Here is a 20,766-nt window from a genome sequence, read left to right as displayed (position 1 = left end):
GACTTACCGTCAAGAATCCTTTTGGCAAAATCTGGGCTTAAGTGTGACTCGTAGAGAATTAAGTAACTGGCTAATTCTGTCCAATGCTTATTATTTTGCCCCTTTATCTAACCTCCTTTTGGACTATCTTCGTAAGGAGCCTATTTTGCATGCGGACGAGACGACCTACAATGTTCTTGAGAGTTCCCAAAGCACAAACTACATCTGGACAGTGGCCAGCAGTAAGCATAGCCAGACACCAATTATCTATTATCGCTATGATGATAGCCGTTCTGGTCAGGTTATCCGTGATATCCTAGGTGATTTTCAGGGCTACTTGCAAGCAGATATGTATTCAGGCTATCAGAACATAGAGGGAGTTGAACTTGTAGGTTGTTGGGCACATGCCAGACGTTACTTCCATGACGCCTGCCCCAAGGAGGCCAATAAAGATAGCTTAGCCCTGCAAGGGAAACAACGCAAAAGTGTGATGTTCAAGTTTGAGAAAGATCACGCTCATTTGTCAGGAGAAGAGCTACTTCAAGCGAGGGCAGAAAACCTAAAACCCATGATGGATGACTTCTTTGACTGGTGTTGTGATAAGAATGTCCTGAAAGGGTCAAAACTTGCCAAAGCCTTTAACTATTGTCTTAATCATGAAGAAGAATTGCGTCGGGTTCTGACACATCCTCAATTGGTATTAGATAATAATCTAGCGGAGCGCCAAATAAAAGAATGGGTTATCGGCAGAAAGAATTGGCTCTTCTCAAGTAGTCGCAAAGGGGCCGAGAGCCTAGCCAGCATCAAAACAATCCTTGAAACGGCAAAAGCCAATGGCCTGAATGTCGAAAAATACCTCAGATATTTACTGGATCATCTTCCAAATGAACCGATTTTAACAAAGGAGGTTCTGGAGGCTTATTTGCCATGGAATGAAGGTGTCCAAGAAATATGTAAACAAAACTTCATTCGCCAACAAAGGACCAATGCTCAAAAGCAGCAACAAAAAGCAAGCTAACACTATTCGATACCCATCAAAAAATCCTCGAGGCATAAGTTTCGAGGGTTTTCTAGATACCTTGTTATTGGACGCTTACTTTTAAAATATTGTGAGCTGTCGATTATTCATAGACTCTATAGAGAATTTTTTAAAAAATATAACCCTAAGTTTATGCGAATATTGCATAAATTACTTATTTTAGTCGCAGAATAGCTAAAATAGTAATCGGAAGGGACTTTATGTATATTCGTTTAAAAAATTTAAGGGAAGATCATGATTTGAATCAGTCTCAGATTTCACAATACTTGAATTGTTCACAGTCAACTTATTCTAGAATTGAAAGTGGTATTCAAGACGTTCCGACTGCATTTTTAAAGAAACTGGCTAGATTATATAGTGTATCTACAGATTTTCTCTTGGAAATGGACAAAGAATAGTTTCCTTTATTGCTCCTTGACAACTGAATAAACTGAGGTGGGACTTTCTTATTTGTCGAGCAGTTTAGTTTGATTCGCCATGATATGAGCGATAATAACCAGCTATAAAATAGAACGGTACTCTATTTGCCAAGACACAAATTAAGGATAATGATACTTCTGCACGTTCAGGCTGCCAGCGAGAAAGGACAGCGGGTGCAATCCCCATGTAGGACCTAACCAGTTCTGCCCACTGAGGTCATAAATTGTAAAGTAAAGGAAATAACATTTATGGAAAAAAGACAAACAGGTGCGGATTTACCGCAGGTTGTGATTGAAGGTTATAAGGTGACGGTGCAGGTGACAAATAATTCACTTAATCTGACGGATATTTTAGATGATTTATTAGGTCGAAAGCTTGAAAAAATTTGAGTTTTTAGCGGACAAGCATTTAAAAATGATGTAAAATAGAGTTGTAGAACCTCAATCCTTAATTGGTAAGCACCTAAATACTGATTAAGGAGATACACATGACAAAAGCCTGCATTTATTTACGTTTATCACGAGATGATGGGGATAATGTAGAAAGCAACTCTATTATCAACCAACGCTCACTCTTACGAGACTATGCTAGAAATAACGAATTCACAGTCATTACTGAATTTGTTGATGATGGTATCAGTGGATTAACCTTTAACCGCCCTGATTTTAACCGAATGATGGCAATGGTGAATGATAAGGTCATTGATACCATTATCGTCAAGGACTTGTCTCGCTTCGGTCGAGACTACATTGAAACTGGAAAATACCTTCAACGAATTTTCCCGGCAATGGGAGTTAGGTTTATCTCAGTCAATGACCACTATGATAGCTTGACGGCTGATACCAATGAAACGCATTTGGTCATGCCTATCAAAAGTCTTATTAACGATAGTTACTGTCGAGACATTTCAACAAAAGTTCGAAGCACTCAAAAAGCCAAAAGGCAAAAAGGCGAGTATATTGGAGCTTTTGCCCCTTATGGCTATTGCAAAGATGACAAGCAACGAAATCATCTAGTGATTGATGAGAATGTACGCCCTATTATTGAGAAAATATTTGCTCTTAAACTAGAGGGATATTCGTCAAACGCTATTGCAGGATTTCTTAACCAGGCTGGGACAGAAACACCCTTGCAACGTAAGAAAGCCTGTCAGGAAAAGATTAAAGGTTTTTATGGCTATAGCTACAAGTGGGACACGAAAATGGTCAATCGTATTCTGACTAATCGTGTCTATACTGGTAGTTTGGAACAAGGTAAGCAAACCAAACTCAATTACAAATCTCAAAAGTCTGTGGCTGTGAATCCAGCAGATTGGGTACGAGTTGATGATGCACATGAGGCAATTATTTCAAAAAGCACTTTTGAGATAGCTAATAACCTCTTACTCCGAGACATTAAACAAGGGAAGAATAGACCTGACCTCTTTGCAGGATTATTGTTCTGTGGTGATTGTCAGTCTCAGCTTTTACAACGAAAACTCCGTTACAAGGACAAAGAGACTGTTCAGTATATTTGTAGCACCTACAATAATGGACGAGGCTGTAGCCGCCATGCAATTAAACAAGAGAGATTGCTTGACTTAGTATCGACCGTTATTCATCAACACCTTGACTGGAAGTCTTTTCTGATTAAAGCTGTTCCTGATTATTTAGACCAAGAACAGTTTTTGGAAGTTGATTTTACTTCTTTGCTTGCGAATCGCAAGAAGTATGAACAGTTGCTCCAGTCCTTGTACTTGGATTTAGACGACGGTTTGATCAATGATACAGAATACCAAGAGTTTCAGCGAAGCTATCGGCAAAAGCTAAAACAGATTGAGGACACCATCATTCAAAAGAAAGCACTGGCTCAAACCCTGTATGACAAACTTCAGGATAAGGAACGGTGGTTAAACCAGTTGAGTGAAATCCAAAAAGATAAAGAACTCAATCGTCTCACTTTAGTGACCTTACTTGACCGGATTGTCATTCATGAGAATCAGGAGTTGACCTTAGTGTTTCATGATGTGGCAGAATTAGAAATCCTCCAGCAGTTTTCTCATAAAGAGACGGAGGTGATCTAATGGCCCGTACCAAGAACCGCTACCGCAAGCAAACGAGCGAAGAGACACCACTTCAAACTTATCTTACAGGCATTTACATTCGTTTGTCGAATGAACGTACAGAAAGTTGGCGAAACAAATCGCACTCCTTAGAAACGCAAGAAAGTCTAGCTAGAGCTTTTGCTAAGGAGAAAGGTTTAGTTGTAACCAAGTGTTACATCGACTACGAGTATTCAGGCACAACTTTTAACCGACCTGCCTACCAGGACATGATGGATGACCTCAAAAAAGGTATCATCAACTGTATCTTAATTCGAGACTTATCTCGTCTGGGTCGTAACTATATTGAGATGGGACGACTGATTGATAAAGTATTCCCTTTTATGGGGGTTCGCTTTATCTCAATCAATGATAACCTAGACACTCTCAATGGGTTAGGAGATAAGAAATCCTTTGAGGTGGAAATTAAGAATTTGGTCAATGACCTTTATTCTAAGGATATTTCAAAGAAAGTTACCGCTAGTCACATTCAGAAAGCCAAACAAGGTTATGTCATCGCTGGTTTTGCCCCATATGGTTACCAATTAAGGAAACAAAATGGTGGCAATCGATTGCTCATTGATTCAGTGGTTCAACCAATTATGGCAGATGTCTTTGAAAAGTTATTAGCAGGCCTATCTATTAAACAGGTGACAAAATACCTTAATCAACAGAATGTTGCTACGCCAATGTCTTATCGCCAAACAGGAAAAGTCTATAGAGCAGAACAAGACAATCGACAATGGAGAAGCGCTAATCTTCAGCGACTGGTGCAAAATCCTGCATTTTATGGTAGTCTGATTCAACGTCGGCATAATAAGACCTTATCAGAAAAAGATTACATCCAGGTAGATGATTGTCATGAGGCTTATATCACTAAGGAAGACTACCAGACCCTTCGGAGACTCAGTCGTGAACGTCGCCAAACAAGAAAGCATACTCAACTTAGAACAGCTAATCGGTATAGGGGGCTTGTTTATGCTAAGGGAAAAGCAACTCAAATGCCAAGATATTGCAAGCATTTCTCAACTCTCAATTCAGAGTATGATTACTATTACTTTATGGATTACCTTTATGATTCAGAATCATTGGAAAGACAGACTGTCTATATCAGTGAACAAGCCTTAGATAAGATTGTGTTGAGCGTAGTTCAGACAGAGATGAATCGGCTTGGTACGATGAAATACTTGTTGCCAAGATTAGAAACAAAGAGGGAGGAATGCCTTAAAGTCTATCAAAAACAAATCAAAAACCATCAAAGGGCTTTGACTAGCTTGCAAGCTGAGCAAAGCGAACTTTACCAGAACTACCGCCTTGAAGCTCAGGAGAGAGAGACCTATCTGTCTCAAAAGGCTACTATCACCTCAAAGATTGAAACCCTCTCACAAGAGATAGCTCATTATGAGGCTTTGATGAGGCAGATTGAGGAGAAACATAGCCAGCAAGTGAACTGGGTTAGACATCTAGCTAAGAGCCAAAATCAAGTTGTTTTAACGGGAGAACTCTTAAATGTTTTAATAGAACGGATTGAGGTTGATGTGGATAAGTCTGTAACAGTCACTTTTACTTGCCAGATTGGAGGTAATGAACGTGACTAAAATTGCTCTGTACCTCCGTTTGTCAGTAGATGAGGCTGAAACAGATGAAAGTAACTCAATCACGAATCAACGGTACTTGTTAAACCATTATCTTGACCAAACACCTGAGTTTAAGAACTGGGAGCGCTTGGAATTTGTGGACGATGGTTTTTCAGGAACAAGCCTGAATCGTCCGTCTTTTCAACGGTTGATGGCTGCTGTGAAGGTGGGAACTATCCGACATATCCTTGTTAAAGACTTGTCCCGATTTATGCGTGATTATCTGGAGTTAGGGAACTATTTGGAAAATATCTTTCCTTTTCTTGGGGTTCGCTTCATCGCTCTCAATGACCACTATGACAGTTTGACGTCTGAACAGAATGGACTAGATATTGATGTGCCTTTTCGGAATTTACTCAATGATTTCTATGCCAAAGATGTTTCTGAAAAGGTTAAGAGTGCGATGAACAGCATGAAACGCTCGGGCAAAAACATGAGCTGGTTGCCCCCATTTGGTTATCTCAAGGATCCAGAGGACCGTTTCAAGATTATTATTGATGAGACAGTTGCACCAATTGTTCGACGGATTTTCGCCTTGTACCTTGATGGTAATAGTTACCAAACAATTGCTCGACTCCTGAATGAAGAACAAGTCATTACTCCAGCAGAACGAAAGATGCAAATCAGTCAGGCACGTTACGCAAAGTCACTCCGTTTAACAACTGAGAAAAAACGAAATGTTTGGAGTAGCACTACCGTTGGTCAAATTTTAAAGAATGAAGCCTATAAGGGAACTTATCTTTTTAATACTCGGACGTATGTAAGGGGGAAGCATGTTTTCAGACCGAAATCAGAGTGGGAGCGGATTGAGAACAATCACGAAGCGATTATTTCATCAGAACTATTTGAACAAGTTGTCCAATTAAAAGGATCAAAAGCCACTAAAAGAAAACAGCATCAGATACCTAAAACATCATCTGTATTGACAGGTCTGATTCGTTGTGAGCATTGTGATCATTCTTTGATTGGACATTACAACCATCAAGGTTACCAATATTTTTCCTGTCGTTATTGTAAGGGGCAGGGAGAAAAAATGAAGTCTTGTCGAGTGGATAGGATTGAACAAGCAATCAAAGGGAAACTAGGAGATGAAGCGGTAAAACCTCATCAAAAGGTATCTAAGACCCTTGTTCTTCGGGAAATTGAACGATTGAAGACAGAAAAACTTGCCTGCTTTCAGGACTATAAGGATAGCCTGTTGACCAGAGAAGATTATATTGCCAAGAAAAAGGAAGTGGATAAATCTGTTCAGGCTTTGGAAGAGCAGTTGAAAGAAGCTAGCTATGTTCAGTTACCAACTGACAAGAGGTTAAGCAAAGAAATTGTAGTTGCACACGTTGACAAAGTTGTGGTTGATTGTCTTGGTTTTTTTACAGTCATCTACAAATAGCTGAGGAGGAGACTTGTATCCTAGCAAGTCTCTTTCTTGATGGGATAGTTTGTGGTATAATGAGTGTGTAATCTAGCAAATAAATAGTGTCAGTTACTTGACATAAGAGGGCCATGTCGAACGTGGCGAGAGTATTATTTCCTCTGTCGTCCGCGAGGTCAAAGAAGAAACGGGCTTGACTGTCTCCAATCTCGAACTCTGTGGGATTCAAAACTGGACGGATCCTACTGACCAGTATCGCTATCTGGTATTTTGCTACAAAACCAGCCATTTTTCAGGCTCTATCCAAACTTCAGATGAGGGGGAGGTCTTCTGGATTGACCGTGCAGAATTGAAGAATCTCCAACTTGCTGACAGTTTTGAATCCATGTTGGAAATCTTTGAACATCCACAACTGACGGAGAATTTCTACTGGTTTGAAGACGGTGAGTGGAAGGTGGAGAATCGATAATGAAAAATAGCTGGAAATGGCAGTTGCTGTGAGGGAGTTGAGTCTTATTTCAGAATTGAGTGAGATGTTAAATCTGGAGGATGGAAGATGGGATTATTTGATTTTTGGAAAAAGAATAAAGATGAGATGACAGAAGTGACAACAGCTGCCCAGCAGCCAGTTGCTTTTGGTGTAGAAGCAGTCTTTAACTTGCCAGATTCTGAGAGTGTCATATTAGCAGGTCAGGCTTACGGTACAATAAAGGTTGGTGATAGGCTTACTTTTGTTAAGGGCAGCCGGGAACATACTGTACTAATCAAGGGGATTGAGAAATCTCAAATTTCTATGCAAGTCTTGAACAATCAAAAAGGTAGCTTGAGAGTAGCTCTGCCTGATAAAGAGTTTGCCAAAACAGGGTTAGTCCTGTATAATGCTGTTGCTAGCGTTGACTTTAAAGAAGAAGCTTATCTCAGAGCGTTAGCTGATGGTTTTATTGGCTTTCAAGAGGCAATTTTAAAACCCGAGGATATTCAGAAAGCCAGCTTAGCTGATGTTGCTGAATTGGTAGGGCTATTTATTGATTACTGTAGAAGAAACGACAAATTTTTCTCAGCAGAGGAAATTGACGAGAATCTTCAAAAAATCAAAACATTGAAAGATATTGTCAGAGACAAACTTTTAGTAGCTGATAGGATCTATGTTCTCCAATCGACACGAACCGGAGAAGCTCACCTCCATTCTGAAACCTTCCAAAGAGAAGATGGCTCATTCCTTTGTACAGATCCGTTGATACAGATTGTAGATGAGGAACGCTACGACTATGTAATGACAAAATTAACAGAAGCTAAACGGACTGATGTGACTTTACGAAAGGTTGAAAAAGGGGAAGATGGTGAAGGAATTACCAACGCTTTAGGAACTGAATTTTACCTAAATGGAGCACTTGGAGTTTTTATTGAGTCCAAAGATACAGTAGTCTGGGCGAAAGAGTTGGTTCCAAAACCCGATTTTAGTGGAATTCCAGAAATTCAAGTACCAATTACTAACCCAGATTTGGTTCGTTGGATGTTGCTTATGGGACAAATAGGTCATCCAGAAACAGATGAAGCTAAGCAAATTTTTCAGTTGTACTATGGTTTTATGGCTAGGGAATTGATGGGTGCCAAGTTGCTAATCCCAATGAAGGGTAATCTTATCCACGATGCTGTTGATGCAGATGGGAAAACGGTATTGAAAGAGAAATCTACCATGTCCTTTCCAGTTCGTGAAGGGAAATACAAAGATGGCCGGACAACGCTTCAAGTCTTTACAGACTGGAAACGATTGCGAATGGTATTTGATGATGAATGGAATGGGATGATAACGACGGTTGATGATTTTATTGAGCAGCACGATTTTGCTATCAATGCTACACAATACCTAGATGCTGGTATGTATATTAGCAAAAGTGCCTATGATGACATGAAAAAGATATGGGGCGATAAGCCAATTGATCACATTAAACTCAAAATGAAACAGATGAATGAGAAGAAACACACATGAGAATCGCAGACAAAAACGTTACTCGGGCTGTCCTTGAGCGCCACGGGTTTACCTTTAAGAAATCTTTCGGTCAGAACTTTTTGACCGATACCAATATTTTACAGAAGATTGTGGACACGGCAGAGATTGACCAGAATGTCAATGTCATCGAGATTGGGCCTGGCATCGGGGCTTTGACCGAGTTTTTGGCGGAAAATGCCGCCGAAGTCATGGCTTTTGAGATTGACGACCGCCTGATTCCGATTTTGGCGGACACCTTGGGTCGCTTTGACAATGTGACCGTGGTCAACCAAGACATCTTGAAGACCGACCTGCAGACCCAGATTCAGAATTTCAAGAATCCTGACCTGCCCATCAAGGTCGTGGCCAACCTGCCCTACTACATCACCACCCCTATCCTCATGCACCTGATTGAGAGCAAGATTCCCTTCAGCGAGTTTGTGGTCATGATGCAGCGGGAGGTGGCCGACCGCATTTCTGCTGAGCCAAACACCAAGGCCTACGGTAGCCTGTCCATCGCGGTCCAGTACTACATGACTGCCAAGGTGGCTTTCATCGTGCCTCGCACCGTCTTTGTGCCCGCACCAAACGTAGACTCCGCAATTCTCAAAATGGTCCGTCGCGAGCAACCCTTGGTCAGCGTTAAGGACGAAGATTTCTTCTTCCGGGTGTCCAAGGCCAGCTTTGTGCACCGCCGCAAGACCCTGTGGAACAACCTGACCAACCATTTCGGCAAGTCCGACGAGGTCAAGGACAAGCTGACGCGGGCACTTGGCATGGCAGAGCTGGAAGCCAGTGTCCGTGGAGAAGCACTTTCCATGGCTGACTTCGCACGTTTGTCTGACAGCCTTCAGGAAGTAGGTTTATAAGCAAGTATTGATTGCGGAGAAATCTGCAATCAATATTTATTTTAATGGAAAATTGTTTCCCTATTTGCCTTGTTCGTTGACAGTGGGTGGAAAGCTTGCTATACTGAAAAGTGACTAACTTTTGAAAAATATTGTCTGCAAATTGGCAGAATATTTACAAAAACAAGAGAGGATTTCCCTCTTTTTTTATGAAGGTATCGATATGTTAAAAACTATGCTAAAAAAGCATCCCCATTTAGTAGCCCTGGGCCTATTTGTGGGCTTTTCTTTATTATTATTGGTTCCCCACTTGCTCACTAAGGGCATGGTGACAGGTGCGGACTTGATTTTCCACTACAATCGTTTCTATGATGCGGCTATGCAGATGAAGGAGGGGAATTTCTCCTATATCATCAGTTTGTATGGCTACCAGCAGTCAGGACGGATTGTCAATGCTCTCTATGGACCTTATTTTGCCTATTTACAGGGGGCGCTAGTTCTTTTAAGTGGGACCTGGTTCCGCTATCAGATTTTATCCAATCTTTTCTTGGGAACTCTGAGTGCAACCTCCCTCTATTTCCTCATGCGTGAGGTCAAGGTCAAATATACTCATTCCATTCTCTTATCTATGTTCTTTGTGACGACCTACTCCATTCAGTATTGGTGGGCAACCCAAGGATTTACCAGCTGGGGAGTGGCTCTCTTTCCGCTTTGTTTAATCCCTGCAGTGCGTTTCTTGCAGACCAAAAAAGTACCGAAATTCCTCATGGCAGGAGCGGTAGGGCTCATGTTGCAGGTTCATATGCTATCGACCTTGTTCTTGGTCATTGCCTACGGCATTCTCTTCCTTATTGGTTGGTGGAAATCAGACCAAAAAATGAAGATTATTGGGCAAGTAGCCCTGTCGGTAGGGATTTTTCTGCTCCTGACTATCAATATCTGGTTGCCACTGGTTTATATCAATGCAACCAACGCTTTGGTACCACCATTTGTTAACAAAAAATTTGTACTCAATACCGTAACGTGGCTCAAAACAGCCTTTCTATACTATCCATATCCATTGCCAATTTTCTTTGGGACCTATCTCTATTTCTTGGTGAAAAATTGGAAGAAACAATCGCTGGTTCTGGCTGGTCTTGCTTTTACCTACGCAGTATTTTTGATTTTGTCAACCAACCTCTTCCCTTGGCAATTAGTAGCTGGCAAGGGGATTGACTTAGTTGAGTTGATCCAATTTCCATTCCGCTTTTTCCTCTATGCCAATGCTCTTTTACTGGCAGTCGTAGGGGTCCAGGTTTCTGGTTTGTCAGAAAAAATGCAGAAAATCTTTTCTGGTTTGACGATTATTTCTTTGCTTATTTCGGTTGGTTTCCTCTGGAATCAGAGTTATAAGGAAATCAATGGGCATTACTACAGCGATACCTTCCTACAAAAACGAATTCATACGACTCTGTACGGTACAACGGAAGAGATACGAGCTTCTTTCTATTCTAAAGACTTGGGCGAATTTATCCAGATTGCTCAGAAATCCACGCCGGACTATGTACCAGATTTATCAGAAAAGACTGGACATCTGACCAACGAAGAGTCGGATAATACCTATTTTACCTATCGTGACCAAGTGATTTTACCAAATCAAGATTTTGTCAAAGAAGTTGATGGTAATCAGCTGGTGGTGACTTGGACGGCGTCAGAAGCAGAAGAAACTGCGGTACCAGTTATTGTTTACCAAGACAGTCAGCTTATTTTGAATGATACCGCTTTAGATAGAGAAGATATGATTCTTTCCACAATCGGTGTACCAACAGTTACCAGCCAACCGGGGCAGAATACTCTTGTCCTATCCTACAAGCAACAATGGTGGTTACTGCCTGTTATCGCGATTAGCTTGACTGGATGGCTAGTCTGGTCGATGTACTACATCGTTATTTACCGAAAATCAAACCTTTCCTAAGAGAGAAATGTTATGAAACAAATCAATCCAAAGGCAAGCAAGCAATTTATTCTAGTCATGATTATGACCGTTTTGCTTGCGATGGGTCGGGCTCTATTGCTAAGTGGAGTATCTTTCCCGCTCTGGTTTATTCCTCTGCCCTTGCTTGCCTATTCTATTTTTACTTTTTATATCTTGGTCCTGCTGGATAGGTATGAAGACTTTATCAAAACCAAGGTCTTTGCCAAGTATGTGGGCTACTTCATCGGTGGCCTCTATCTGGTCAATCTGGTCTATCGCCTCAACGCTAAGAAATTCCAGCCCTGGAACATCTTCCGCAACAATCTCTTCCAGTATGAGTTGGTGCTTATGTTGCTCCTGCCTCTTTTGCTGGCTATTTACTGGCGAAATAATGGGCGAATCCGTGGGAAATTGAGGAGCTGGTCAGACAAGTATCTGGTGGCAGATGGCTACCTGCTTTTGACCAGTCTCTTGTCCTTGAGCCCTCTGGCCATTTCCTACTGGAAGGACAGCCACTATGAAACGCTGGTGGAAAAAGGCATCTACACGGACTTCTTCGTACAGGTACCGATTTTTGCGGTGCTACACTTTGTGGCGATCTATTTCTTCCTACGCTATCTGGTCAAGACCTGGCAGGAGTTTCGGGCCCACAGGACCAATGTCCACAGCATGGTCTTTATCAGTCTGGTGCTGGCAAGTCTGTCCCATATCGGCTATCAGGTCTCTATGGCTGGGGCGACGGGGTCTTATTTTACCCGCCATCTCTTCCCTGGTGCCATCATTTTTCAGATAGTCTGTCTCTTTTTGCTCAACGTCATCATCAGCCTAGTGCTCAATCGTCAGGTCCTGTCGGCGGCTGTTATTGCCAGCCTCAATGTGACCTTGATTACAGCCAATTTCCTCAAATTCCGCTACCGGTCAGAGCCTCTGACTCCAAATGATTTCAAGTGGATTGGAAATATGGGGATGATTCTCAGCTTCATCAGTTTGCGCATTGTCCTTGTATCAGTCGTCTTTCTAATCATCGCCGCTTATTTCTATCGTCGTATTCACAGGCGCTATTTCCTGGGGTCAATTGTAAAGACCTTCTGGAAGCGCTTGGTGACGGTTGCCATGATTGTTTTCTTGATTGTGGGAATGGGCTTTGCTATCCGCAAGGAAAAAGACCACAAGATTGCCAGTTGGATACCGATTTTGTCCCAGGTCAATAATTGGCGGAACGTGGATTGGAAGGGCTATGCTTTCGTGGCTCGTTATCGCACGCTATCCTTCCTCTGGCTGCAACAGTTGAGTAAGACCAGCATGGAAGAACCGCAGGGATATTCGGAGAAAACCATTAAGGCTATCGTCAAGAAATATGAAAAGCTGGCAGAGGAAATCAACGCCGAACGTGCCAATCAGCTGACCGACCAGACCGTTATTTACATTCTCAGCGAGAGTCTGGCGGACCCGAGACGGATTCCGGGTGTGACCTTGAGCCAAAATGTCCTGCCAAATATTGAGCAGATTATGAGCCAGACGACCAGCGGTCTCATGAAGAGTGACCATTATGGTGGGGGTACGGCTAATATTGAGTTTCAGGTTTACAGTGGCTTGCCTTTTTACAATTACAATTCGTCCATTTCGTCTGTCTATCTGGATGTGGCACCTCGGATGAAGAAGTTGCCAAGTATCAGTGATTTGTATGCGGACACGGCGCGTGTGGCCATCCATCCTTATTTTGATACCAGTTACAACCGCAATGCCATCTACCAGCAGCTGGGGATTGAGCAATTTTACACATTGAATTCTACGACCCATCCTATTGCGGTGACGGCTGAGGATTATCAGGGGAATTTTGTCAGCGATAAGAAGACCTATGATTTGATACTGGAGCAGGTGCGGTCAGGTAATCCTCGATTTGTCTCGGCTATAACCATGCAAAACCATGTCCAGTGGCACTCAGAGGAGCCTGTTGCCATTACAGGTACAGGGGTCAATTTCACGGCTGAGGAAAATGCCAATTTGACCAGCTATGCAAGACTGTTGTCCTTTACGGACCAGTCGACCCGTGATTTCTTGGACCAGCTCAAGCAGTTGGATCAAAAGGTAACGGTTGTCTTCTATGGCGACCACCTGCCGGGGCTCTATCCTGAGTCAGCTTTTGTGACAGACCCTAGCCTCCAATACAAGACGGATTACTTCATTTGGAGCAATTTTGAGACGGAGGACCGTCATTACGAGTTGGTCAATTCAAGCGATATGAATGCCCTCATGCTAGAGACCACCAATGCCAAGGTCAGCCCTTACTATGCCCTCTTGACGGAAGTCCTCCACAAGGACCGAGTGGGTTTGACCGAGCGCGATGCCAAGGTAGCAGAAGAACTCAAGATGGTCCAGTACGACCTATCGACAGGCAAGGGCTACCTGCTCAAACAAAAGAATTTCTTTAAGGTTACGGAATAACACTAAAACCCAAGCCAGTTGTCTGACTCGGGTTTTGAGTTTTTATCATGATATGCGGAGGAAGGGATTTGAACCCTCACACCCGATGGGCACATGCGCCTGAAGCATGCGTGTCTGCCGTTCCACCACCTCCGCTTATAGATACTATTATACTACGTTTTTCTTCATTTGGCTAGAGGCAAATGCAACTTTACATCTTTCTCTATTTGGCTTATACTGGGAGTGGGCCAGAACTCAGAAAGTTGAAAGAGTTCGTTTGCCCCCACAGCTTCAAAGGTTCCTCGAGCCTTTTGAACAATCAACCCCTGCGCTAATGTGTTTCTCCTAATCAAATAGTTTGGTGTAGGAGTTTATACCAATCTAGATTTGAATTTTTCTTGGAGAAATGAGGGGGTTTATGTTATTGTCTTTGGCCTTAATTTGTATAGCAGCGGTTACTGTTTCTTGGCTATGCCAAAAGGGTGGTCTGCCTAAAATCATTGGTTTCCTGCTTGTTGGTATGATGCTGGGACCCTATGTTGGGAATTGGATTGATAGGAGTTTATTGGATAATTCAGCAGATATTCGTAAGATTGCCCTGATTATTATTTTGATAAAGGCAGGTTTGACCATAAAATTATCGGATTTCAAGACCATTGGTCGGTCAGCCGTGCTTATGTCCTTCCTACCAGCCTGTGCAGAGTTGGTCGGCTGCGCCTCTTTTCTTTGACCTGTCCTATGGGGAGGCCGCTCTGATGGGCAGTGTCATGGCAGCAGTATCTCCTGCGGTTTTTGTTCCGCGCATGGTGGACTTGATTGAAAATAAAGTTGGCCATCAGAAGAAAATTCCCCAAATGATACTGGCGGGGGCCTCATTTGACGATGTGGTGGTGATTGTCCTGTTTACGGCCTTCCTTAGCCTGGTTCAGAAGGGGGATTTCCAAGTCCTATCCCTGGTCAATATTCCACTGACTATTCTGACCAGTATGCTAGTGGGGGTCTTGGCAGGCTTAGCCTTTGCCAGGTTCTTGAAAACAATTCGCCAGTCTGACAGCCTTCCTCCTATCTACCAATACCTCTTGCTCTTTAGCTTGTCCTTCTTGTTGGCGACGATTGAGGCCCGCTATGCCAATCAGTTTCCATTCTCAGGCTTGTTGGCTATTCTGGTGGCGACCATGGTGGTCAATCGTCAGGCCTTGCCGGTTGAGGTTGCAGGGTTTGCTGGTTTCTTTAGCCGTTTGTGGGTCATTGGGGAAATTTTCCTCTTTGTCTTGGTCGGGTCCATCGTGGATATTTCCTACGTTGCAGTGGCTGGTTTGCCAGCGCTGGGCTTGATTGCTCTGACCCTGGTCATCCGCTCCCTGGCTGTCTGGCTTAGCGTCAGTGGCAATGGCTTTAGTAAGCGGGAAAAGCTGTTCTGTGTTATTGCCTATCTGCCCAAGGCAACTGTTCAGGCGGCTATCGGTGGTATTCCCCTGGCGGCCGGTCTGGCTAGTGGGCAATTGATTTTATCTGTGGCTGTTTTGGGGATTCTAGTCACCGCACCTCTAGGGGCTATCCTGCTGGACCGATTTGGCAAAGAATTACTAGAAAAATAGCCGTAAGTAGAAAAACGCACTATGGATAAAAAGAGTCAGTTTTTAGATGAGGGAGTAGCAGTTAAACACCTGTTATTCCCTTTTTTCTAGGGAATTTTGGTATAATACTTATAAGAATACCCAAAGGAGTCTTGTTTGCAAGGAAGAATTATTAAGGCCTTGGCTGGTTTTTACTATGTCGAGGCGGATGGACAGATTTATCAGACCCGAGCGCGGGGAAATTTTCGCAAGAAAGGCCAGACGCCCTACGTTGGAGATTTTGTGGACTTTTCGGCTGAGGAGCAGTCGGAGGGCTACATTTTAAAAATCCATGAGCGCAAGAATAGCTTGGTGCGGCCACCCATTGTCAATATTGACCAAGCGGTCGTGATTATGTCGGCCAAGGAGCCGGATTTTAATACCAATCTCTTAGACCGTTTTTTGGTGCTCTTGGAGCAAAAGGAGATGGAGCCGATTGTTTACATTTCCAAGATGGATTTACTGGAGGACCATGCGGAAATGGATGCCTTCAAGGCCATCTATGAAAAAATTGGCTATCCCTTCATTTACAGCTTGGAGGAGCTGACGCCGCTCTTGACCGACAAGGTCACGGTCTTTATGGGTCAGACAGGTGTGGGCAAGTCGACCTTGCTCAATCGCCTTGCGCCAGATTTGGCCTTAGAAACGGGGGCGATTTCAGACAGCCTTGGTCGCGGTCGCCATACGACACGTGCGGTCAGTTTTTACAATGTATTCGGCGGGAAAATTGCGGATACACCGGGCTTTTCATCCTTGGACTACGAGGTCAAGGAGGCAGAGGCTCTGACGGATTGTTTCCCAGAAATTGCGGAGGCCAGTCAGGCTTGCAAGTTCAGAACTTGTACTCATACTCACGAGCCGGACTGTGCAGTCAAGGCTGCGGTAGAAAGCTCTGCCATTTCCCAAAGTCGCTTTGACAATTACCTGCAATTTTTGAGCGAAATCCAAAATCAGCGCGAAACCTATAGCAAAGTTAGTAAGAAATTCAAATAGAAAGTTGGTTCCTATGTCACATTACAAGATTGCGCCATCTATCTTGGCGGCAGATTATGCAAATTTTCAATCAGAACTGGAGCGCCTAGAGGCGGTTGGTGTTGAATATGTCCACATCGACGTCATGGACGGTCATTTTGTGCCCAATATCAGTTTCGGTGCCGACGTGGTGGCTGCCATGCGTCCCCATAGCAAACTGGTCTTTGACTGCCATTTGATGGTGTCCAATCCAGAAAATCATATCGAAACCTTTGCCCGTGCGGGTGCGGACATTTTAACCATTCACGCTGAGGCGACCCTACATCTACATGGAACCTTGCAGAAAATCCATGCGGCGGGTATGAAGGTTGGCGTAGTTATCAATCCGGGTACGCCTTTGGTGACCATTGAGCCTGTGCTCAATTTGGTGGACCAAGTGCTCCTGATGACAGTCAATCCGGGCTTCGGCGGACAGGCCTACATTCCAGAGGTGGCTGAAAAGATTGCAGCCTTGGTGGAAATGCGCAAGGCTAAGGGATTGGATTTTGACATCGAGGTCGACGGTGGTATTGATGATAAGACCATTCATTCTGCCAAGGACGCGGGTGCTAACGTCTTTGTGGCTGGCTCCTTCCTCTTCAAGGGTGACTTGGAGACCAATGTTGCCAAGTTGAGAGCGGCTCTTCATGATTAGGGTCGCAGCCGTCGCTGGTGGACAGTTTGACAGCTTTCCTGCGCCTGCGGACCTCTATGTGGGCGTAGATGCGGGTTGTTTACGGCTTTTGGAAAATGACCTTCCTCTTGATATGGCAGTTGGCGATTTTGACTCGGTCAGTCCAGCGGATTTATCGCGGATTGAGGAAAGAGCAGAGCTGGTTATCAAGGCCCCAGCTGAGAAGGATGATACGGATTTGGAATTGGCGCTCAAGGAGATTTTCAAGCGGCATCAAACGGCACAGGTTAAGATTTACGCAGCCTTTGGCGGTCGAATGGACCATGCCATGACCAATTTGTTTCTGGCAGCAGAACCTGATTTGGCGCCATTTATGGAGCATATCGAGCTAGTGGACCAGCAGAATGTCATTCGTTTTCGGCCGGCTGGACAGCACAGGATTTCACCGATTGCGGGTATGACCTATATTTCCTTCATGCCGTCCGACGGCAGTCGCTTGACCATCAAACATGCCAAGTATCCCTTGGACGACGAAAATTATTTTTACAAAAAATGCTACGCCTCTAACGAATTTATAGGTAGGGACATGGACATCAGTCTGGACACAGGCTATGTGGTCCTGATTTACAGCAAGGATAAGGATTAGATGGAAATACTACAAATCATCTTGCTGCTTTTGGTGGTGGTCGGTTTGGTCTTTCTCTATGGAAAATGGCAGAGCTTGTCTCTGATGTTGCAAGACCAGGCCGAGGACACTGCTGACCAATTGTCGGACCAGTTGACTTATCAATTGGAATCAACCAGTCTCAAGCAGCAACAGGTTCTCAGCCGCGAAGTCAATGAACTCCGGCGCGAACTCTATCAACAATTAACAGACATTCGGCAGGATATTCACCACAGTCTCCTGCAAAATCGTGATGCCACTGACCAGCGTCTCCAAGCCATTCAGGAGTCCAACGAAAAACGCTTGGAAGAGATGCGTCAGACGGTGGAAGAAAAATTAGAGAAAACCCTGCAAACTCGCCTGCAAGCCTCATTTGAAACAGTGTCCAAGCAGTTGGAATCTGTCAATCGTGGATTGGGTGAAATGCAGACAGTGGCGCGTGATGTTGGTAGCCTCAATAAGGTTTTGTCCGGAACCAAGTCGCGAGGCATCATGGGTGAGCTCCAGCTGGGACAGATTATCGAGGATATTTTGACGCCCAGCCAGTACGAGAGGGAATTTGCGACGGTTAAGGGTTCCGGAGAGCGGGTCGAATATGCTGTCAAGTTGCCGGGGCAATCAGCAGAGGATTATGTCTACCTGCCCATTGACTCCAAGTTTCCACTGGCGGATTATTACCGTTTGGAAGATGCTTATGAAACCGGCGACAGGGACCAAATTGACTTTCACCGCAAGCAACTGTTGGCGGCTATCAAGCGCTTTGCCAAGGATATTCAGAGCAAGTATTTGAACCCGCCTGAAACGACCAATTTTGGTGTGCTCTTTTTGCCAACCGAGGGGCTCTATGCGGAAGTGGTCCGCAATCCCATTTTCTTTGATGACCTGCGCCGGCAGGAAAACATTGTAGTGGCAGGTCCGACGACCCTATCTGCCTTGCTCAATTCCCTGTCCGTCGGCTTTAAGACCCTCAATATTCAGCGGTCGGCCGACGACATCAGCAAGGTCTTAGGCAATGTCAAGCTGGAATTTGGCAAGTTCAGCGATCTATTAATCAAGGCCCAGCGCCAGATTAACCAAGCTAGCTCCAATATTGACAAGCTCCTGACGACACGGACGTCAGCCATTGAGCGGACCCTGCGCACCATTGAACTCTACGAAGACGATCAGACCAAGGGTCTGCTCGGCATTTCTCCATTAGAAGAGGATTTAGATGAAAATTAACCAAATGAAAGTAGATGAGTTCTTCGAAGGATTTTATCTGATCAAGTCATCCGATGTTCGTCAGACCAGAGCTGGCAAGGATTATCTAGCCCTGACTTTCCAAGACGATACGGGCGAAATTGATGGCAAGGTTTGGGATGCCCAACCGGGAAAAATCAAGGATTTTGTGGCTGGAGTGGTCGTTCATGTCCAAGGACGCCGCGAGGTTTACAATAATACGCCTCAGGTCAATCAGTTGGTGATCCGTTTGCCGAAAGCTGGCGAGCCAAATGATCCAGCGGATTTCAAGGAAAAACCGCCTGTTGATGTCAAGGACACCAAGGACTACCTGAGTCAGATGATTTTCCAGATTGAAAATGCGACTTGGCAGCGCATCGTTCGGGCTCTCTACAGCAAGTACGAAAAGGAATTTTATTCCTATCCAGCGGCCAAGACAAATCACCATGCCTTTTACTCCGGTTTGTCTTTCCACACGGCGACCATGGTTCGTCTGGCGGACAAGATTGGCGATGTCTATCCGCAGCTCAACAAGAGCCTGCTCTTTGCCGGGATTATGTTGCACGACTTAGCCAAGGTCATTGAATTGACAGGTCCAGACAATACGGGCTATACTGTTCGGGGCAATCTGATTGGGCACATTTCCTTGATTGATGAAGAAATTACTAAGGTTTTGATGGAATTGGGCATTGATGATAGTCTGGAAGAAGTAACCGTTCTCCGCCATGTCATTCTCAGCCATCATGGTTTGCTGGAATATGGTAGCCCTGTTCGTCCGCAAATCATGGAGGCAGAAATTCTCCACATGATTGACAACATTGATGCGGAAATGATGATGATGCTGACGGCTCTGGAAAAGGTGGGACCGGGCGAGATGACCAGCCGTATCTTTGCCATGGACAATCGCGCCTTCTACAAACCGGATATTGACCAATGAAGATGAAAACCAAATTGATTGCGTGCAGCCCATCACCAAGGGCTGGTCTGCTGACCAAAAGTTTCTGGCTGTGGATGAACATGGTCAGAAATTTTTATTACGTATTGCGCTTGTGGAAAAGTTGGCTGATAAGCAGGCTGAATTTGCCCTACTCAAAATCTTGTTTGAGAGGAATTTGCCAGTGCAAAAAACAGTCGAATTGACTTATGATGGTCAGTCAGTCTACCAGATTTTTGAGTGGATTGAGGGAGAGGATTTGAGACAAGCGGCTCCGAATTTGTCGGATGAAACTCTCTATGAGCTAGGTTGCCAAGCGGGAAAGCTATTAAAAGTCCTTCATCAAATCCCAATTGACCAGACTAGCTTGGATTGGGAGAGCTATTATCAGGCTAAAATTGATAAAAAGACTGCGGCTTACCAGACTGCTAGCCATGCTTATGAGCAGGGGCAGGCCATGTTGGAGTTCATCGAGCGCAGTCGTCACTTGGTAGCGGGTCGTCCGATTGCTTATCACCACGGGGACTTCCATGATGGGAATATGTTGGTGAGCCAGGATGGTCAGCTTTACTTGCTAGATTTTGATCGTTTTGACAAGGGCGATCCTTGGGAGGAGTTCAATCGACTGATATTTACAGTGGAAACTTCTCCAGCTTTGGCACGAGGGATGCTGGATGCCTATTTTGAAGAGGCTATTCCAGAAGAATTTTGGCAGCTGCTGGCCCTTTATCTGACGGTCAATAGCATTGGAGCCTTGGTCTGGGCGGAAGAGGTGAATCCAGACCAGATTCCTCTGATGAAAACGCAGGCTAAACAGCTTTTTGATTGGTATCAGGGCTATAAGGAGGTCATTCCCTCCTGGTATCTAGGTAAAAACAGATAAAAAACGAAAAAAGCGGACTTTCTTGATAGAAAAAGTTCGCTTTTTGTGTGTTGGTGTGGTATA

The 20,766-nt window shown here is 44.2% G+C and carries 17 protein-coding genes, 1 tRNA gene and 2 pseudogenes; 19 read left to right on the top strand and 1 reads right to left on the bottom strand.

Annotated elements, in window-relative coordinates:
- Window position 1 precedes the first annotated feature (1 nt).
- The 11 genes and pseudogenes from tnpC to ACHBHN_RS01430 form a co-directional block, all read left to right on the top strand.
- Window positions 2–997: pseudogene (gene tnpC / locus ACHBHN_RS01480) on the top strand (IS66 family transposase); the annotation flags it as partial.
- A 221-nt stretch (window positions 998–1,218) separates the two neighbouring features.
- Window positions 1,219–1,416: a helix-turn-helix domain-containing protein gene (locus ACHBHN_RS01475; RefSeq protein WP_394733503.1), complete on the top strand. Its 198-nt coding sequence runs from the start codon at window positions 1,219–1,221 to the stop codon at window positions 1,414–1,416.
- 270 nt (window positions 1,417–1,686) lie between these two features.
- Window positions 1,687–1,827, top strand: coding sequence for a hypothetical protein (locus ACHBHN_RS01470; RefSeq protein WP_394733502.1), 141 nt, complete (start codon window positions 1,687–1,689; stop codon window positions 1,825–1,827).
- A 98-nt stretch (window positions 1,828–1,925) separates the two neighbouring features.
- The gene (locus ACHBHN_RS01465; RefSeq protein ID WP_394733501.1) at window positions 1,926–3,500 is read left to right on the top strand and encodes a recombinase family protein; all 1,575 of its coding nucleotides are present in this window, start codon (window positions 1,926–1,928) and stop codon (window positions 3,498–3,500) included.
- A complete protein-coding gene (locus ACHBHN_RS01460) occupies window positions 3,500–5,116 on the top strand; it encodes a recombinase family protein (RefSeq protein ID WP_044980247.1) in 1,617 nt (538 codons plus the stop codon). The genes ACHBHN_RS01465 and ACHBHN_RS01460 overlap by 1 nt, the downstream gene beginning before the upstream one ends.
- Window positions 5,103–6,545, top strand: a complete 1,443-nt coding sequence (locus ACHBHN_RS01455; RefSeq protein ID WP_228475522.1) for a recombinase family protein — start codon at window positions 5,103–5,105, stop codon at window positions 6,543–6,545. The genes ACHBHN_RS01460 and ACHBHN_RS01455 overlap by 14 nt, the downstream gene beginning before the upstream one ends.
- Before the next feature lie 121 nt (window positions 6,546–6,666).
- Window positions 6,667–6,996: pseudogene (locus tag ACHBHN_RS01450) on the top strand (8-oxo-dGTP diphosphatase); the annotation flags it as partial.
- An 87-nt stretch (window positions 6,997–7,083) separates the two neighbouring features.
- Window positions 7,084–8,517: an SseB family protein gene (locus ACHBHN_RS01445; protein ID WP_394733500.1), complete on the top strand. Its 1,434-nt coding sequence runs from the start codon at window positions 7,084–7,086 to the stop codon at window positions 8,515–8,517.
- Complete coding sequence (rsmA, locus tag ACHBHN_RS01440) at window positions 8,514–9,386, top strand: 16S rRNA (adenine(1518)-N(6)/adenine(1519)-N(6))-dimethyltransferase RsmA (RefSeq protein ID WP_024398382.1); 873 nt, start codon at window positions 8,514–8,516, stop codon at window positions 9,384–9,386. The genes ACHBHN_RS01445 and rsmA overlap by 4 nt, the downstream gene beginning before the upstream one ends.
- 202 nt (window positions 9,387–9,588) lie before the next feature.
- A complete protein-coding gene (locus tag ACHBHN_RS01435; protein WP_394733499.1) occupies window positions 9,589–11,319 on the top strand; it encodes a hypothetical protein in 1,731 nt (576 codons plus the stop codon).
- Window positions 11,320–11,331: 12 nt separating this feature from the next.
- The gene (locus ACHBHN_RS01430; RefSeq protein ID WP_394733498.1) at window positions 11,332–13,764 is read left to right on the top strand and encodes an LTA synthase family protein; all 2,433 of its coding nucleotides are present in this window, start codon (window positions 11,332–11,334) and stop codon (window positions 13,762–13,764) included.
- 53 nt (window positions 13,765–13,817) lie between these two features.
- Here ACHBHN_RS01430 and ACHBHN_RS01425 read toward each other — a convergent pair.
- Window positions 13,818–13,899 (bottom strand) — tRNA-Leu (locus tag ACHBHN_RS01425).
- 262 nt (window positions 13,900–14,161) lie between these two features.
- On the opposite strand from ACHBHN_RS01425, the gene ACHBHN_RS01420 reads away from it, so the two are divergent.
- The 8 genes from ACHBHN_RS01420 to ACHBHN_RS01385 all read left to right on the top strand — a co-directional run bounded on the left by ACHBHN_RS01420 (window position 14,162) and on the right by ACHBHN_RS01385 (window position 20,703).
- Window positions 14,162–14,473 (top strand): cation:proton antiporter, encoded by a 312-nt coding sequence (locus tag ACHBHN_RS01420; protein WP_394732677.1) that lies wholly within the window; start codon window positions 14,162–14,164, stop codon window positions 14,471–14,473.
- Between the two features lie 25 nt (window positions 14,474–14,498).
- Window positions 14,499–15,341 (top strand): cation:proton antiporter, encoded by an 843-nt coding sequence (locus ACHBHN_RS01415; RefSeq protein WP_394732678.1) that lies wholly within the window; start codon window positions 14,499–14,501, stop codon window positions 15,339–15,341.
- A gap of 135 nt (window positions 15,342–15,476) precedes the next feature.
- Window positions 15,477–16,352, top strand: a complete 876-nt coding sequence (gene rsgA, locus ACHBHN_RS01410) for a ribosome small subunit-dependent GTPase A (RefSeq protein WP_394732679.1) — start codon at window positions 15,477–15,479, stop codon at window positions 16,350–16,352.
- Between the two features lie 13 nt (window positions 16,353–16,365).
- On the top strand, window positions 16,366–17,025 hold the full coding sequence (gene rpe, locus ACHBHN_RS01405; RefSeq protein WP_105136984.1) for a ribulose-phosphate 3-epimerase: 660 nt from the start codon (window positions 16,366–16,368) through the stop codon (window positions 17,023–17,025).
- Window positions 17,018–17,650 (top strand): thiamine diphosphokinase, encoded by a 633-nt coding sequence (locus tag ACHBHN_RS01400; RefSeq protein WP_394733497.1) that lies wholly within the window; start codon window positions 17,018–17,020, stop codon window positions 17,648–17,650. Before rpe ends, ACHBHN_RS01400 begins: the two co-directional genes overlap by 8 nt.
- Window positions 17,651–18,889: a DNA recombination protein RmuC gene (locus tag ACHBHN_RS01395; protein WP_105136986.1), complete on the top strand. Its 1,239-nt coding sequence runs from the start codon at window positions 17,651–17,653 to the stop codon at window positions 18,887–18,889.
- Window positions 18,879–19,823: a 3'-5' exoribonuclease YhaM family protein gene (locus tag ACHBHN_RS01390; RefSeq protein ID WP_105122241.1), complete on the top strand. Its 945-nt coding sequence runs from the start codon at window positions 18,879–18,881 to the stop codon at window positions 19,821–19,823. Before ACHBHN_RS01395 ends, ACHBHN_RS01390 begins: the two co-directional genes overlap by 11 nt.
- Complete coding sequence (locus tag ACHBHN_RS01385) at window positions 19,813–20,703, top strand: aminoglycoside phosphotransferase family protein (RefSeq protein ID WP_367985982.1); 891 nt, start codon at window positions 19,813–19,815, stop codon at window positions 20,701–20,703. The genes ACHBHN_RS01390 and ACHBHN_RS01385 overlap by 11 nt, the downstream gene beginning before the upstream one ends.
- Window positions 20,704–20,766 lie beyond the last annotated feature (63 nt).

This window comes from Streptococcus sp. A22 (assembly GCF_043674215.1).
Lineage (GTDB): Bacteria > Bacillota > Bacilli > Lactobacillales > Streptococcaceae > Streptococcus > Streptococcus suis_V.
This window is presented reverse-complemented; position numbering and strand designations above follow the sequence as displayed.